General features: G+C 45.7%; 16 protein-coding genes, 1 pseudogene and 1 riboswitch. Of the genes and pseudogenes, 5 read left to right on the top strand and 12 right to left on the bottom strand.

Annotated features, from left to right (window positions below; genetic code table 11):
• Positions 1-8: 8 nt before the first annotated feature.
• Together AC6EJC_RS06765 and AC6EJC_RS06760 are read right to left on the bottom strand one after the other, a co-directional pair.
• Entirely contained in the window at positions 9-623 is a 615-nt protein-coding gene (locus AC6EJC_RS06765) for a hypothetical protein (RefSeq protein WP_254326714.1), read from the bottom strand.
• 84 nt (positions 624-707) lie between these two features.
• On the bottom strand, positions 708-1637 hold the full coding sequence (locus tag AC6EJC_RS06760; RefSeq protein WP_444953289.1) for a DMT family transporter: 930 nt from the start codon (positions 1635-1637) through the stop codon (positions 708-710).
• A 148-nt stretch (positions 1638-1785) separates the two neighbouring features.
• On the opposite strand from AC6EJC_RS06760, the gene AC6EJC_RS06755 reads away from it, so the two are divergent.
• Positions 1786-2664, top strand: coding sequence for a LysR family transcriptional regulator (locus tag AC6EJC_RS06755; RefSeq protein ID WP_444953288.1), 879 nt, complete (start codon positions 1786-1788; stop codon positions 2662-2664).
• A gap of 239 nt (positions 2665-2903) precedes the next feature.
• On the opposite strand, the gene AC6EJC_RS06750 is transcribed toward AC6EJC_RS06755, so the two are convergent.
• On the bottom strand, positions 2904-4478 hold the full coding sequence (locus tag AC6EJC_RS06750) for a sigma-70 family RNA polymerase sigma factor (RefSeq protein WP_444953287.1): 1575 nt from the start codon (positions 4476-4478) through the stop codon (positions 2904-2906).
• 193 nt (positions 4479-4671) lie between these two features.
• Positions 4672-5038, bottom strand: a pseudogene (locus AC6EJC_RS06745) (hypothetical protein).
• 213 nt (positions 5039-5251) lie between these two features.
• Between AC6EJC_RS06745 and AC6EJC_RS06740 the strand changes: the two are divergent.
• Positions 5252-5488, top strand: coding sequence for a helix-turn-helix domain-containing protein (locus AC6EJC_RS06740; protein WP_103049988.1), 237 nt, complete (start codon positions 5252-5254; stop codon positions 5486-5488).
• Between the two features lie 667 nt (positions 5489-6155).
• Here AC6EJC_RS06740 and AC6EJC_RS06735 read toward each other — a convergent pair.
• On the bottom strand, positions 6156-6926 hold the full coding sequence (locus tag AC6EJC_RS06735) for an S-layer homology domain-containing protein (RefSeq protein WP_444953286.1): 771 nt from the start codon (positions 6924-6926) through the stop codon (positions 6156-6158).
• Positions 6927-7166: 240 nt separating this feature from the next.
• Complete coding sequence (locus AC6EJC_RS06730; RefSeq protein WP_014277861.1) at positions 7167-7526, bottom strand: HesB/IscA family protein; 360 nt, start codon at positions 7524-7526, stop codon at positions 7167-7169.
• Between the two features lie 373 nt (positions 7527-7899).
• Between AC6EJC_RS06730 and mqnE the strand changes: the two genes are divergently transcribed.
• Both mqnE and AC6EJC_RS06720 read left to right on the top strand, forming a co-directional pair.
• Positions 7900-9006 carry an aminofutalosine synthase MqnE gene (gene mqnE, locus AC6EJC_RS06725; protein WP_254326707.1) on the top strand — a complete coding sequence of 369 codons (1107 nt, stop codon included), beginning with the start codon at positions 7900-7902 and terminating at the stop codon, positions 9004-9006.
• A gap of 204 nt (positions 9007-9210) precedes the next feature.
• Positions 9211-10278, top strand: coding sequence for an NAD(P)/FAD-dependent oxidoreductase (locus AC6EJC_RS06720; protein WP_444953285.1), 1068 nt, complete (start codon positions 9211-9213; stop codon positions 10276-10278).
• A gap of 85 nt (positions 10279-10363) precedes the next feature.
• Here the strand turns inward: AC6EJC_RS06720 and AC6EJC_RS06715 are convergent, their stop codons facing one another.
• Positions 10364-10621 carry a YuzB family protein gene (locus tag AC6EJC_RS06715; protein ID WP_322156962.1) on the bottom strand — a complete coding sequence of 86 codons (258 nt, stop codon included), beginning with the start codon at positions 10619-10621 and terminating at the stop codon, positions 10364-10366.
• An 87-nt stretch (positions 10622-10708) separates the two neighbouring features.
• Here AC6EJC_RS06715 and AC6EJC_RS06710 point away from each other — a divergent pair, with 87 nt between their 5' ends.
• Entirely contained in the window at positions 10709-10954 is a 246-nt protein-coding gene (locus tag AC6EJC_RS06710) for a NifU family protein (protein ID WP_025684715.1), read from the top strand.
• Between the two features lie 92 nt (positions 10955-11046).
• Here AC6EJC_RS06710 and AC6EJC_RS06705 read toward each other — a convergent pair whose 3' ends face one another.
• The 5 genes from AC6EJC_RS06705 to AC6EJC_RS06685 all read right to left on the bottom strand — a co-directional run bounded on the left by AC6EJC_RS06705 (position 11047) and on the right by AC6EJC_RS06685 (position 15684).
• Positions 11047-11811, bottom strand: coding sequence for an SDR family oxidoreductase (locus tag AC6EJC_RS06705; RefSeq protein ID WP_444953284.1), 765 nt, complete (start codon positions 11809-11811; stop codon positions 11047-11049).
• Positions 11812-11952: 141 nt separating this feature from the next.
• Entirely contained in the window at positions 11953-12795 is an 843-nt protein-coding gene (locus AC6EJC_RS06700; RefSeq protein ID WP_444953283.1) for a MetQ/NlpA family ABC transporter substrate-binding protein, read from the bottom strand.
• Positions 12796-12869: 74 nt separating this feature from the next.
• Entirely contained in the window at positions 12870-13538 is a 669-nt protein-coding gene (locus AC6EJC_RS06695) for a methionine ABC transporter permease (protein WP_190297916.1), read from the bottom strand.
• A complete protein-coding gene (locus AC6EJC_RS06690) occupies positions 13535-14557 on the bottom strand; it encodes a methionine ABC transporter ATP-binding protein (RefSeq protein WP_444953282.1) in 1023 nt (340 codons plus the stop codon). The genes AC6EJC_RS06695 and AC6EJC_RS06690 overlap by 4 nt, the downstream gene beginning before the upstream one ends.
• Before the next feature lie 136 nt (positions 14558-14693).
• A riboswitch (SAM riboswitch) is annotated at positions 14694-14833 on the bottom strand.
• A 131-nt stretch (positions 14834-14964) separates the two neighbouring features.
• A complete protein-coding gene (locus tag AC6EJC_RS06685) occupies positions 14965-15684 on the bottom strand; it encodes a Cthe_2314 family HEPN domain-containing protein (protein WP_444953281.1) in 720 nt (239 codons plus the stop codon).
• Positions 15685-15697 lie beyond the last annotated feature (13 nt).

Below are 15697 nucleotides of genomic sequence, written 5' to 3'. Positions count from 1 at the left end.
GGTTCCTCCTATTGCTGACCGGTGAGTTTGAAAGTGCCGCCTTCCCGCTTACCAAGCGGATAATTTTGAACCGTCATTTCCACCTTCGTATTCTTATCCCATACCGGAAGCTTGTCAGATGTACCGTACTCTTTCATAGCTATATTTATGACTTCCTCCGCCTTCTTCGTCAAAGTAGCAGAAGCCATATTATATTTACCATAACCTTGATAGGCACCGCCAAAACCAAGATTTGGTTGATTATTCACATTTAAAAGCACACCCTGCAACGTACCGTTCTCTGCTACATCAAAGGTCACTTTTTCCAATACAAAATCATCAGTAACGACAGATGTCTGTTCCAATTGATGCGATATAGATGACAGGTTGGCTGCTAATCTAACCCGTTGCAGCAGCGCCTCTGTATCGTTTTGTTGCTTCGCCAATGCTTGTGTTGTCTTATTTAGTGATGCGTTCGCTATAGTTAAAGTATTTACCTTCGTATTCAGATTATAATTCCATACCGTCAAGGCTATACATCCTAGTACCGCTACTCCTGAAATGACTGTTGCTACAACTGCGAGCTTACGAACAGAATGTGGTTGCGGCTCCACAGACTGAGTATGACTGCTTAATTCTCCCATACCAAACTTCCTCTCTACTTATATAGTCATATTTTACTATTCTCCTCTCTGTTAATCTAGTATATTTTTCCTAATCCCATATTTCTATGCATTTGTACAGGAATTCGTTTCATCAGCCTTGGAGCTTCGGTTCCTCCGTTTTCCGGGAGATGCTGTATTTACCAGATACACACTACCTGCAATCAGCACCAGCCCCACAACAAACGTCAAAGTAAGTGATTCCTTGAGCATTACCATACTAAAGACCGTGGATAGCACCGGAATCATAAACGTATATGAGCCGACGGTTCCCGCATCTCCGTTGTCGATCAGTTTAAAATAAATCATCCAGCCCATTGCAATTACAAATATCGAAATAAACAATAAAATCGCGATAAAAGAGGTCGTCCAGTGAATATCGCTCCATTTCTCGGTCGTAAATCCAATCCCATTGAGTATGATCCCCCCAAAAATGAGCTGCATCGTCACCGCCCAAATGGAGTCCAACTGCTGGCTTTTTTTCTTCATATAAATCGTTCCGAGCGCCCAGCACAGTCCTGAAGCTAGCCCCAACGCAATGCCCAGTACCGATAAATGCCCTGCCATTCCACCAGAGCTAATCACGATCACCCCACCAAAACCCAGTACCAGTCCAATGACCTTCAGGGGAAACATGCGCTCCCCCAACCACATCCAGGAGAATAATCCCAACAGGATAGGCTGAAGGAATACTAAAGTGGAAAATAACCCAGCAGGCAAATAACGCAGCCCTACCGTCTGCAAGCCATAGTAGCCTGCAATATTAAATATGGCCAGCACAAGATAAGTCCACCCATTCTGTCTAAGGCGCAAGGTTTCCCGGCGACGCATAGCGAACAACAGTAGAATCACACCACCCAACAGGGTGCGGATTCCTGAAAAAAATATCGGCGGCGTATCTGGCAAAGCCAGCTTGGTCAACGGCCAGTTGATCCCCCATACCATTACTAATATCAAGACAAGCCACAGCGTGGCTTTAGGTGTTAATTTTTTCATAGATGTCTTCTCTCCCTTAGATTTTCATCGTTCATTGCTTACGACTAAAATATGAATAGCCGTTTGCAAAGTTTTGCTTTACTAGCGTATACTGTGGTCACTAATAAATAAAATGAATGTTTTCAATGAGGGAGATAACTTTTCACTTATGACCATTACTCAAATTATGATCTTCGTTCGTGTAGCTGAAACGCTAAACTTCACCCAAACTGCCCATGAGCTGCATATGACGCAGCCCGCGGTCAGCCATGCCATCGCAAGCATCGAAAATGAGCTGGATGTTCAGCTATTGCTGCGCGACCGAAAAAAAGGAGTGCTGCTGACCGATATCGGGCACAAGGTACTGCTGCAATTCCGCATGATGCTGCAAAGCATGGAAAAGGTACAGCAGCAAGTGGCTGCTGAAAAAGGTCTAGACGTTGGCACGATCACGATCGGTGCCTTTCCTTCTGCCTCAGCCTATTTTCTGCCCCCGATTATTCATCATATTCGTCAGCATTATCCGAACCTTGTTTTCGATCTACATGAAGGCTCCACGAATGAAGTCAAGGAGTGGGTGCATACCCGTGAAATCGAGGCGGGTATCATCCTGTTGCCAGACCCTCAGGTAGATGTCATCCCTTTATGTCAGGATGACATGGTTATTCTCCTGCCAGACGGTCACCCTTTGCAATCGCACAATAAAATCGCCATTCGTGACTTGAATCAGCAGGATATGATCTTTTGCAAAGGTGGACATGAGGTCGCCATTATGGAAGGTTTTGAACGCGAGCAAAGTCAGTTGCAGGCACAGTTCATTACTCATAATATCAGCACCTTGGTCAGCATGGTTCGACAGGGACTAGGTATGGGTATTGTCTCTTCACTCGCCTTGTCCACGTTCCCCCATGATCTGACCGTCAAGGAGACTTCACCTCTGATCACACGCCAAATCGGTATCGCTGTACCATCTCTGCATAATGCTTCTCTGGCTGTACAGTTATTTGTGCGTACCGCGCAGGAGCTGTTTACGGATTTGAAGCAGTAGAAGCATTGGTAACGAGATTTTGGCAGGTGTATAATGTTTCCTAAAATTACTTGAATCATTATCCTAAGGGGAGTCTATTCATATACAGGAAACTCAATTCATTTGACCGGATAGCTAAGTTCCTAACCTATTAACAGTAGTTTTTCTTGTCTTAATATGTTGTACTTAAAAAATAAAAAGGAGTTTTCCATAAACGGAAAACTCTTTCGCACTTTAAGCTATCTACTTCTATAGTTTCTTCAATGCCGGACCAAACCTCCCGCCAAATCATCCCAGCGCCAAGAAACCTCATGTCCTTGGAGATGCAGCCCCCCAAACCACTCGTCGATCCCCTGAACTGCAATACGGTCCGCTGATCCAATCAATACCTCATTACCCAACTCAGTCAGAATTACCGGGCGGTTTAGAAACTCTGGGATTTGCCTGAAATCTAAGCCGGCCTCAGCCCCGTCAATAATCAGCAAAGGATGTTCACCTTGCACCAAAGCACGAATAACTTTCCAGTATTCGAGATCGCCCATGCCGAGCACATGCAGGACTTCAGTTACCTGACGGAACAATTCCAATGGCGTATCCACTCCATTACGAACGGCCTGAAGCGTGGTCTGTTCCACAATGCCAAGACCATTCCGCTCCGAGGGCAACCGCTTGAGATGCGCTGTGAAGGCTTCATAGGCAAAAGGCAGGCCGGATGCTGCCAGTTCTGTCTTCTTGTTTTCCAGCAGATCAGCCATTGGAACAGGATCAGGAGAAGCATACGCCTGCCAAAGCTCGCTTCCGAGCTCCATTTCTTGCCGCCCAATGGTACGCCAGGTCCCGGATAATGTCTGAAGCTGTGCGGGAGTGAGCTGTCCCAGACCATGAAACCGTTCGATTCCCGGAAACTCCCCAATACAGAGCAGGCTCAGCTTCGTGCGGCCCAGTTTCTGTCTTTTGAACCAGTGGAGCAGATAGGCGAGCATGCTCTGATCAAACAGATCATGCTCAAACCACAACACGACTTCATCGTAATTGATAAATTCACGAAGTTTCTGCTCTTGTTCCTCACAGCCCGTTATATATTCGCTGGCCGGAATACCCATCGTTTCTTCCAGAACCCGGGCCCGCAGTGCCCGTTCTTCAGCCCCCGCTGGATTTGCAAATATCGGCCCTGATGGATATACCTCTCTCCATACAAGCACATCACCCTGTACAACGCCCTGCTTCAACATCTCACCTACAACATCACCGTTAACAATATGCAGCATGTTTTGGCCTCCCTCATACAAATGATTGAACACGGAAACGAGGTTGGCTACCGGGAGTGTACCTTTCAGCTTTTGGCGGGCGTCGTGCAGCCGCTTCTTGAGCGTCGGGACCGAAGTGCCCAGATAATCGGAAATCTCCTGAAGAGAGTAGCCGTAAAAATAAAACAGCCGCAGAGGCACGCGCAGCTTGGCAGACAGCGCCTCCACCGATTGTTGCAGAACTTGGCTCTCCTCCCTACGCTCCGCAATTTCCGCCACACCCGGTACTTCTCCCGACACCTGCACAGCTTCATCCAGAGGAAGCATCGAATGATGCTTGCGCCGCAGCGTCCGCTGGCACTGTCTTACGACAATAGTCTTGAACCAGCCTGGAAAAGCGGACGGCTTCTGCAGCTTCTCCAGATTCTGATAAGCCTCCATGAACGCATCCTGAACGGCATCTTCCGCGAGATGAACATCCTTCAGCATGTCATAGGACACCGCGTATGCCATCCCTCGAAAATGCAGCATCAGCTGCCCGAACGCTTCTGCATCCCCTTGCCGCGCCTTTTCAACCCACTGCCTCATACGTCCCTAGCCTCTTTTCTTTCGTGTTCTTAATCTTAAGTGCCGGCTCAGTGGGGGAAGGTTACAAATCATGTTGATGGAAAAATGAAATGATTGATAAATAGCGTCACTGAACACAGCAACCATATTAACAGATTCTTTCTCAAAAGAAGCATAATGTAGCTACAGGTTGTTGGTTTTCAACAGAAATATATTATCCTTTATTTTTCACGAGGTTAAGTTCAATATGACTTCGACCTTGTAGCCATAGCAGTTCATCCAGTAAAAATGCTAATCCATCCTTACTACGCAAACGCTCGATCAGCTCTGTGGCGACCTCCATGATCTCACGTTGCACATTCTCCGCTAATTGTAGCCCCCCCACTTTCACCATCCACATAAAGATGCGGATGATCAGGTTGTTCTACCTTTCGTACATGTCGCAGACACAATCTCCCATGTTCAATATAAAAGAAATAGCTACGATCATACAGAACCCCCTCAAATATCTCATACATATGAGGATCATCATCAGGTCCATATACCATGGCAACTCTTTTCAATTCAACCGATTCGCTCATAAATAATTCCTCTCCTTCTGGATTGATTAATTTTTTGTCAAATAAAGAACAAAAATTATGTTTATATGTATTTAATGTACGACTTCTTATACATATAATACACTTTCACATGTGTACTTTCAAGACTTATCGAATAAAATGTACGCATGATTGTAATTTAAGTTTGACTTCTCTAAGATTTAAGTACATATAATAAGTTAAGGGGGATTGCTCATGGGATTGAAACCAAGTTATAAACCAATGGAAATCACTCTAATTAAACGAGATAAAACACGAACTTACCTTCGCACTCAATTAGGAATATCACCATCTACTTTAGCGAAAATGTCTAATGGGGAATTTGTAGCTATGAGTGTCATTGCACGCATTTGCGAGGAATTAGACTGCAGAATTGAAGAGGTTGTAGAGTTTATAGAGGAGCAACCATTAGATACAGAAAAAGAGCGCTAGCCTTTTTGAAGAGGATAGCGCTCTTCCTTTTTATTAACTATATTTTCCTATTGTTAATCTACCTGCTGCATAAGGAACCGATCAATTAGTTCTATTTTTTGCTATATAGTAAGAAATGTACATGAAAAACGGAGAAGACGGAATGGTGCTGTACAAGCGAAGCGGTCGCTTTTGTCCCCGGATTTCTACCCAATTATAAGCTTTATTTAAGAAATCCGGGGGCGGTGGCGATGGGAAGCACCATCCGTCTGCGGAGTGGCACTAAAGTAACTTTTAAGTTCCATTTATATATTCGATCTTTTGATAGGTTGCTCCATTGCTTTATAAGTCATGCCAGAGTAATCACTTATAATAAAATGGAGAGTGATACAATGCACTTTATAAAATCGATGTACACAAAACAAAACATAAATACCTCAGTACTCTTTTTTGCATGTTTAGTTCTATATAGTGTTTTTTCTGAGATTGAAATTAAACCCGTAGCACTCTTACTTTTTACAGTTGTATTTGCCTTTTTTAATGCCCTGAGTAAATTTGTCCAATCCACACGTAGTGATAATGATCATTAAACACATTCAAAAAGGCCTCCTTAGCAATATAGTACGCGACTATACCGCTATAGAGGCCTTCATTTATAGTTGGATCTTTTCTTGCTTTCGTCTGATCATCACTTCGATTGCTTTGTGGCTTCGTACAAACGCTGTAAAATGGTAACCGCTTCAGCCCGTGTGACTAGCGCTTTGGGGTGAAGGTATCCATCATTGGCGGTAAGGACGCCCATATTAGTCAGGGTGTAGAATGCTTCTGCCTTTTGAGTTTGGGAATCTTCATAAAAGGGCTCCTCTTGAGTCGTGTCGATGTATATTACTGGATAGCTGAACGAGTAATTGTCATTGTAATTCGCCTGACGAATTTTTATATCCTTATACTGCGCAGCTGCAGAGATTACTTCCTTGATCTCAGGATGAAGAGTCTGATTCGTATAATCCGTCCGAACGGAAGCAATCATCATAACATCCCAGCGGGTCAGCGGTTTGTCGGGATTGATATAGAATTGATAGTTTGGATATTTGCCTCCTACTCTTTCAGTGAAGCCCCAAACATAATCCCCATTGAATAATGCTGCAAAATCTTTATTCGCCCAGTGCTTACGCGCATCAACAAATTCTGAAGCTTTTCCAGACGAATGATTGATCTCTGGAAAAAGCTTGTGAAACATATTTACAAATTCCGCTTTCGTTATGGTTTTGCCTGGCTTGAAGGTGCCATCCGCATAGCCCTTGACAACACCTTTGTCGACCATCGAACGAATAGATTCAGCAGCCCACTCATATTTTGTCCCGTTCACATCAGTAAACGTATTTGCCGCGAATGCGGATTGACTAAAAAACAGTGCCACCGCAACCAGCGGAGTGATAAGCCATTTCTTTTTCAACATCTCTTTCCACTTCCTTCAGGTAAAATTTATGTAGAAAATAGTTCTCCAGAACTCCATGTTATATCGGCATCTCAAAAGCAAATGATGATAATAAACAGAAAAAAAACAACACAAATAAGACCTCCGCAACGAGTAAAATCCCGTCACAAAGGCCGTTATCCGCAACCTAAACGCATGTTTTTAGGGACCATCCTGACATTTAGGCTTCTATAATTCAGACCACCACTCGAAAAACATTAATTAACAAGGCTCTTCGTTCGGCTTCCCTGCATCCGTAGCTGTACGGAAGCTTGAACCGCAACCACAGGTAGCGATTGCATTCGGATTATGAATCGTAAAACCGCCTGACATTCCGGACTCTTCAAAGTCGATTTCCAGTCCGTCCAGGTAGCGAATGCTTTCTTTTTCCACTACAATCTTCATATCCTGTACATTCATATATATATCCTGATCCGTCTCGTTGTCGTCAAAACCCATCGCATACGAGAATCCGGTGCAACCACCCGGCGTAACGCCCAAACGCAAAAACATATTCGGCGTTTCCTGCTGCTCCAGCATATCTTTCAAGCGTTCAGCAGCGGAATCGGTGATGTTAATCATAGCTCCATCCTCCTCTTTTACTTCATGTTCTCCTTCAGTATACTCCACAATTTGCAGGTGCTCAAGTCATGGAATGTCCTTCCCTTACAGGCTTAAAGACCTGTTTTTCTATTCGTTTGTATTGAACACCGGTGGTGTGAGGTTTATAATAGGTGAAGAGTGTGTAAAAGAAACTGTCGGAAATTTGTCATTTCAAAGGCGATGTTTTGAGACATCCGTCATTGTAGCCTGGCATTGTAACATTTTTCACATATCGTATATCCGCGCTGCCGGATTCTCACCGACGGAACGGGACATCCTGTGCGCATCCAAGCGCTTGTGTCGCTGATTTGGCGGACAGCCTCGCACAGAGCAACTTGAAGGAGGAATAGGCATGTCCACATTAGTTACACCCTTTACAGACCGCAGAATGGCGGAAATTGTAGAAAAGGTACAGAACGGTATTCGTTTGAACCTTGAAGACGGTATATATTTGTATGAAACTGACGACATTCTCACACTGGGTCAGTTGGCTAACGAAGCTAATTTACGCAAGAACGGAAAAAAGGTTTATTTTATTGAAAACATGAGCCTGTACTTCACCAATGTATGCGAAGCGCGCTGCGCGTTCTGCAATTTCCGCAAGGATCAGGGGGAGGACGGCTCTTATACGTTGTCCGGGCAGGAAATGATTGATTATGTAGAGCAACACATTCATCCAGGGGTAAGAGAATTCCATATCGTCGGCGGTCATAATAATCATGTACCTTTCCAATACTATGTAGATTCATTGAAGGCGCTGAATGAAAAGTATCCCCACGTTACACTGAAAGCATACACTGCAGCGGAAATAGACTTTTTCACACGCATTAGCGGCTTGAGTATTAAAGAAGTGCTTCAGGAACTGCAAAACGCTGGACTTCAATCCCTGACTGGCGGTGGCGCGGAAATCTTGTCCGACGAATATCGGAAGAAGATGCGTGTCACGAAAGCCAACGTGGACCGCTATCTCGAAGTACATCGCACGGCCCACAATCTCGGCATGAAAACTCATACGACCATGCTGTACGGTTCGGTCGAATCGTATCAGGATCGTATTGAACATATGCTGCAAATTCGTGAATTGCAGGACGAAACGAACGGATTTATGGTATTTATTCCACTGTCCATGCAGCCGAAAAGCAAAAACGCCAACATCATGCGCCGTAACTCCGCTTACGAGGATCTCAAAACCATTGCGATCAGCCGCCTGATGCTGGACAATATCGACCATGTCAAAGCTTACTTCATTAATATTGGCCCGCAATTGACGCAGGTCGCTCTCACCTTTGGCGCATCAGACGTCCATGGCACAATTGTGCGTGAGCAAATCAGCCATGCCGCAGGTGCGTTGACCCCTGCCGGATTGACCCGTAAAGAGCTGATCTGGCTGGTCAAAGGTGCAGGACGCATACCTGTAGAACGGGACACCTTCTATAACGAAATCGAAGTTTTCGAATAAATGTCATATCGGATTCAGATTTCCCGCGAGCATTTCATCCCCATTACTCACACCATGCAGCGTCAAGCTGCCCCGGAATACGCCGGTCTGTCTGCCAAAGGCAGGCCCGATCCCGGGTTTTATAACAGCAAAAAACTTGTGTTAGATCGATGAGACACCAGACCATTTGCCGGGGACACGGTAGCGAAAGGACGGCGGATTTTGATGAAAAATTTCGTTATTCTGGGGGGCGGCTATGGCGGCCTTACCATTGCCAAAGAATTGCTGGATAAACACATTCCCGACGATGTTCAAGTTATTTTAGTGGATCGGATGCCCTTTCAGGGGTTGAAAACAGAATACTATGCCCTCGCGGCTGGTACGGTTTCTGATTTTGATTTACGGGTGCATTTTCCAGATGAACAACGTCTTATTCGCAAATATGGAGAAGTCACTTCGATGGATCTTGAGAATAAAATAGTCCATTTTCAAGACGGTGAGCCTTTGTCCTATTACCAGCTTGTCATTGCGTTGGGTTGTACCGATCGCTTTCATAATACACCAGGGGCAGAAGAATATAGCTGTACGATCCAGTCCTTTAATCATACCCGCCAAACCTATCTGCGCTTGAACGAAATCAAGCCTTATGGACATGTCCATATTGTAGGTGGCGGTCTGAGCGGTGTTGAGATTGCTGCGGAGTTACGTGAAAGCCGCACGGATTTAAATATTACCATTATGGATCGGGGCGAGCGGGTGCTGTCGGCATTCCCGCAACGTTTGTCTGCCTATGTACATGCTTGGTTCAAGGAACATCAAGTTAATGCACTGAATCATGTTGCGGTTTCGCGTATTGAGCCAGGGGCCATCTACAACCGTGATGAGCAAATTATGACGGATGCAGTGGTATGGACAGCGGGGATTCAGCCGGTAAAAATTGTGCAGGATTTAGCCGTTCCTAAAGACCCTCAGGGCCGCATCGTGCTCAACGAATATTATCAAATACCGGACCATCCTGAGGTGTATGTGGTCGGAGACTGTGCGAGCCTTCCCTACTCTCCAAGCGCTCAAGCGGCAGAAGTGCAAGGGGAGCAGATCGCACACATTGTACGCGATCTGTGGAAAGGCCAAACGCCTCACCCGCATCCTTTAAAGCTGCGTGGTACATTAGGCGCACTTGGCAAGAAGGCCGGGTTCGGCTATGGCTTTATGGGCAGTACTTCATTGCGTGGACGAGTACCACGCCTGCTTAAAAGCGGTGTGCTCTGGAAGTCCAAACGCCATTTTGGCTGATCAGATGCTCAATAAACAAAGAAGACCGGCTCCCAGAGCAAGTCTTCTTTGTTTGTTGCATGTATGGCTGACGGATCATTACATTTCAATCCAAATCTAGGTTATCCCATGCTTCAGCTTCCTTAATTTTGTTCATAATCACTTCGTACAGAAGCTCTGCTGAATCTGCGGATACAATCTCACCGTTGACCATCGCATAGGGTTCCGCGTTACACTGACCGCAATTGCTTAGGCAGCCGTATTCGATCACATCATAATCCGGATTCTGTTCCAGTTTGGACATGATTTCATCGGTACCAAAATGCATATTACTTGTGCAAAATTCAATAATAGGCCTTAACATTTTTTCACCTGCTTTGGATGACGGACATTTTAATTTGGCCCGCTTTGTAATATAATAATAAAGGTATAGGAAAGGAGTTGAATTCTAATGAGCGAAACACAAAGCATTCCAATGTATGATGAAGTATCCGAAGTATTGGATAAGCTTCGTCCGTTCCTGCAACGCGATGGTGGCGACGTTGAGCTGGTTGATGTAGAAGACGGCATCGTTAAGCTGAAGCTGGTAGGCGCTTGCGGCAGTTGCCCAAGTTCCACAATCACGCTGAAAGCAGGGATTGAACGCGCTCTTCTCGAAGAAGTCGACGGCGTCCAAGAAGTGGTACAAGTATTCTAATGCTTGATGCATAATGATCATGAGAGTCTTGACTTCGGTAACGAAGCTCAAGACTCTTTTTTGTGTTACAGCGTCTGAGGGATCACTCGAGCTTATATGGTCGGCCGAATGGGGTCCAATCCTCCCGACACATCCATAATATTACCTGTGATAAAATCCGAATGCTCCTCACACAAATAGGCAATCACTCGCGCAATGTCCTCTCCGCTCCCCGGACGTCCACGCGGTGTCTCTTTATCCTGCATGCCGATGACATCGGCGATTGACATTTCCTTATTTGCTCCTCGGATATCCCCGGGACAGATCATATTGACCGTGATGCCATAAGGAGCTTCCTCCACAGCCAGTGACTTCGTAAAAGACACCAGCCCCACCTTGGCGGCTGCGTAGACGGCGCGATGAGGCCAAGCCCTCGCTTCTCCAGCATGACCAAAGCCAAAATGAATAATACGTCCCCATTGCTGGCTCCGCATGTGGGGCAATACCAAATGATCCAGCAACATGGTACCGACCAGATTCCCCTGTATCATGGCATGAATCTCAGCTACACTATAATCCGCAAACAGACGGCGTTCCCGGATGAACGGTCCAGCATTGTTCACCATAATATCGACTCCGCCCAGCCGATCCTGTACTTCACCGATCAGCCTTGTGATATCTTCCTGAACAGAGATATCTCCTTGTAAAGACAGGCAGCGTACTCCCTTAGACTCAATTACCCGCTTAAGCGCTTCGGCTTCAGCTTGGCTATGCACATAATTCAGCGCAATATCACAGCCTTCATCCGCCAGACGCAGAGCGGTCATTTTACCTAAACCTTTGGCACTGCCCGTTATGAGTGCGACTTTGTCTCTCAACAATTTTCCTCCTCTTCACAGAGAACGGTCACCCCCAAGTATAAAATATTTAAGCTTCCCCTACAACTCCAGCCAAAAAGAAACCCCAGTCCTCTTGTTCAAGAGAATCTGGGGTTTGCGTTCAACGCGTCCCGTTACCGCTTAAAATGCCGGGATAATCGCGCCTTGGTATTTATCTTCGATGAATTTTTTAGTTTCTGGAGATTGCAAAGCTTTGATCAGCTTTTGAATCGCTTCGGAATCTTTATTATCAGGACGTGCTACCAGAACGTTAGCATATGGAGAATCCTTGTCTTCCAGTGCCAATGCATCCTTCGTCGGGTTCAGTTTCGCTTCCAGAGCATAGTTCGTGTTGATCAACGCAATGTCCACTTCAGGCAACTGACGTGGCAGCATAGCCGCTTCCAGCTCCTTGAATTTCAGGTTTTTCTTATTTTCAGTAATATCTTTTACGGTAGCTTCAATGTTGCTTGCATCTTTCAGCTTGATCAGACCTTGTTTCTCCAACAACAGCAATGCACGGCCTCCGTTTGTCGCATCGTTCGGAATGGCTACACTTGCGCCATCCGGGATTTCATCAAGCTTTTTATATTTTTGGGAGTAGATACCGAATGGCTCCAAATGAACTGCGCCCACAGAAACCAAATCCATTTTGCGCTCTTTGTTCATCACATTCAGGTAAGGTACATGTTGATAGAAGTTAGCATCCAGTTGCTTGTCAAACAATTGTACGTTCGGCTGTACATAGTCGTTAAACTGAACGACTTGGAGACGAACCCCTTCTTTTTCCAATTGAGGCTTGATCGCTTCCAAAATTTCCGCATGCGGCACAGGAGAAGCTCCCACTTTCAGTTCCACTTCACGTGGTGACCCGCCTGTATTTTCGGCCGCATTGTTTGCATCTGATGTTGTGCTCTTTGTACCGCAAGCAGCCAGCACCGCAATTAATGTCAAGCTTAGTACAGCCAATACCCATTTCTTCATGTTATTACCCCTCCAATAATTTGTAATATTCAGGATCAGACGTCCTGATCAATAAGGATATCTATATAGTTTCCCTATTTTCGAGTATAATGCCGCACGAGGCGATCTCCCGCCATTTGCAGCAATTGTACCAGTACGACCATCAGCACGACTGCAACGATCATTACAGCCGTTTCATAACGATAATAGCCGTAGTTGATAGCCAGCGTACCCAGTCCACCGCCCCCGATCATACCGGACATTGCCGTGTAGGATACGAGTGTAACGACGGTAATGGTTAATGCGGCGAGCAGACCCGGAAGTGCCTCACGCAACAGCACTCGCCGGATAATTTGCCCTGTCGAGGCACCCATCGCTTGTGCGGCCTCAATGACACCCTTGTCCACTTCACGCAGAGACGTTTCCACGAGCCGGGCGAAGAAAGGCGCAGCCCCAATGACCAATGGCGGTATGGTACCCAGCACCCCGGTAGAGGTACCTACCAGTGATCGCGTAAAAGGAATGAGTGCAACGATCAATATGATAAAGGGTACGGAACGCAAAATGTTAACAATAAAGGAAAGTATAACGTAAATCACTTTCATCAGACTCCACGAGGAACGACTCGCCAAAAACAATAATATACCGAGCGGCAAACCAATAATGAGGGTGAACAACGCGGATGCCCCAAGCATCTGAAGGGTTTCCAGAGTAGAATTCCCTAGTTCTTCCCAACTCACTTGTGAAAAATCAAGTTCGCTCATTGTCCGATCACCTCCACATCAAGTCCTTGTCCAGACACTTCGCGCAGCGTATGCTCTATATCCTCATGGTTTCCTTCAAAACGAACGATCAACTGTCCATACGGTACGTTTTTAATGGTAGATATGGTCCCCTGCAAGATCGCGAAATCAACACCAGTACTACGAGCCGTACGCGACAGAATCGCATCGTATGTTTTGCTCCCCAAGAAGGAAATTCGTACCACCTGCGCCGATTCGCCGCCACCTGCTGCCGCAATTGCTGCTTGCAGCTCCTCGGGATGCTCAGACTCCCGCTGGATAAAATCCTTGGTCACCTGATGCTGTGGCTTCAGAAATACTTCCGCCACCGGGCCCTGCTCCACGATGTCGCCCTGATGAATAACGCCGACTCGATCACAGATGCTTTGAATGACATGCATTTCATGTGTAATCATCACGATGGTCAATTGAAAGCGCTGGTTAATGTCCAACAGCAATTTCAGAATAGACCCTGTCGTCTGCGGATCAAGCGCAGAAGTCGCTTCGTCACACAGCAATACTTGAGGATCACTGGCCAGCGCCCGTGCAATACCTACCCGCTGCTTCTGTCCACCTGAGAGCTGTGACGGATATTTTCCACTGTGTTCTTCCAGACCCACCAATTCCAGCAGTTCACGAACTTTCTTGTCCAGTTTCTGCTTGGGCGTGTTTACCAGACGCAATGGAAATGCAATATTGTCATACACCGTCGCCGAGGACAACAAATTAAAGTGCTGAAAAATCATTCCGATTTTTCGACGTTGCTTCTGTAACTGGGATTGACTCACAGTAACGAGGTTTACCCCATCCACCCATACTTCGCCTGAAGTAGGGCGTTCCAATAAATTAATACAACGGATCAATGTACTTTTCCCCGCCCCGGAGTGACCAATGACTCCGAATATTTCTCCACGCTTTATAGAAAGGTTCAACCCGGACAGCGCATTAACGCGTCGGTTGCCTTTACCATAATGCTTAGTTAACTGCTTAAGCTCTATCAACGTGCTGCGACCCCCTTCACTTCTTCCTTACCCTTTTAACCAGTTTTCATCTCTCAGGATTGTATGATCTCGCTATTTATTTATACAAAAAAGAGCCCCTTTCACAGAATGAAAAGGGCCCCACCATGCGAACCTTTTCTCATCTGCCAAAATCGCTATAACTCTAGCGGTTTTGTAGGAATTAGCACCATCATGTTCCCTCCCAGTGTATTACACCGGGAAAGAACGGGTTGCCGGGCTTCATCGGGCCAGTCCCTCCACCTCTCTGGATAAGAAAAATATGTTAAACTCCAGCTTTAGCTGTCCGTTAAGTTTATAAAAAGAAACATAATTCAAGCATTTTTCTGAAACTAGGTTTCAGTATAGATAGTTTACATAGCTTTGTCAAAGGATATTTTCTAACATAATTATGGACGCACTGCCCGCTTCTCCCATTGTTTCACAGTATAAGAAAAGGCATTCGATAGCGACTGGCACACCATTTCCAATCCCTGGTGCAAATCCTCCAGATGATGATCCAGGTCCTCCAGTTGTATTTTGCCGTACAATGCACGATGCCGTTGCCAAAGGTCATCCTGCATCTCCGTATTCATATAGTGTATTTCCGTGTTCCGACGCTTACGCAGCCGATTGATAGAATCGGTGTATGAGTCCTTAATATCATTCAAGTTGTCAGTCATTACAGGATGCATTTTTAAATACCTGAGTTGCCGCAATACTGTAAAATACGAATAATGCGCCTTATACTGTCCTGTTTTTAAATCATACAGATCATTCAGCCAGTTACCGAGCTTATCCAAAATGGAAAATACCCTCACAAACCCATCTTTATAAAAGAAAACATACAGCGCATAATCGGATTTTTCATCCTCGCTCATATCTTCAGCGTATCCAGCCTTCACTTTTGTGCGAAAAAAGGCGGCAGCATGATGGCTCTGCTCCAGTTCATCCAAAGATGACATCAGACCACGTGTCAAAATATCCGCCTTCCGAAAATCGTGGGTCGGATCTCCACCGGCCTGAATTTGCCGCTCCAGCAGTTTTAACATATCTGACATGCTATTCATGGCATCCAGCAGGATGCCCTTGTTCACACGTGGCGGCTCACCCAGTAGCTTGCGTATCATGCTTACGCCTCCT

It is taken from the genome of Paenibacillus sp. TY11 (genome assembly GCF_059772165.1).
The sequence above is the reverse complement of the archived record's forward strand: the minus strand, read 5'-3'. Positions and strand labels throughout refer to the sequence as shown.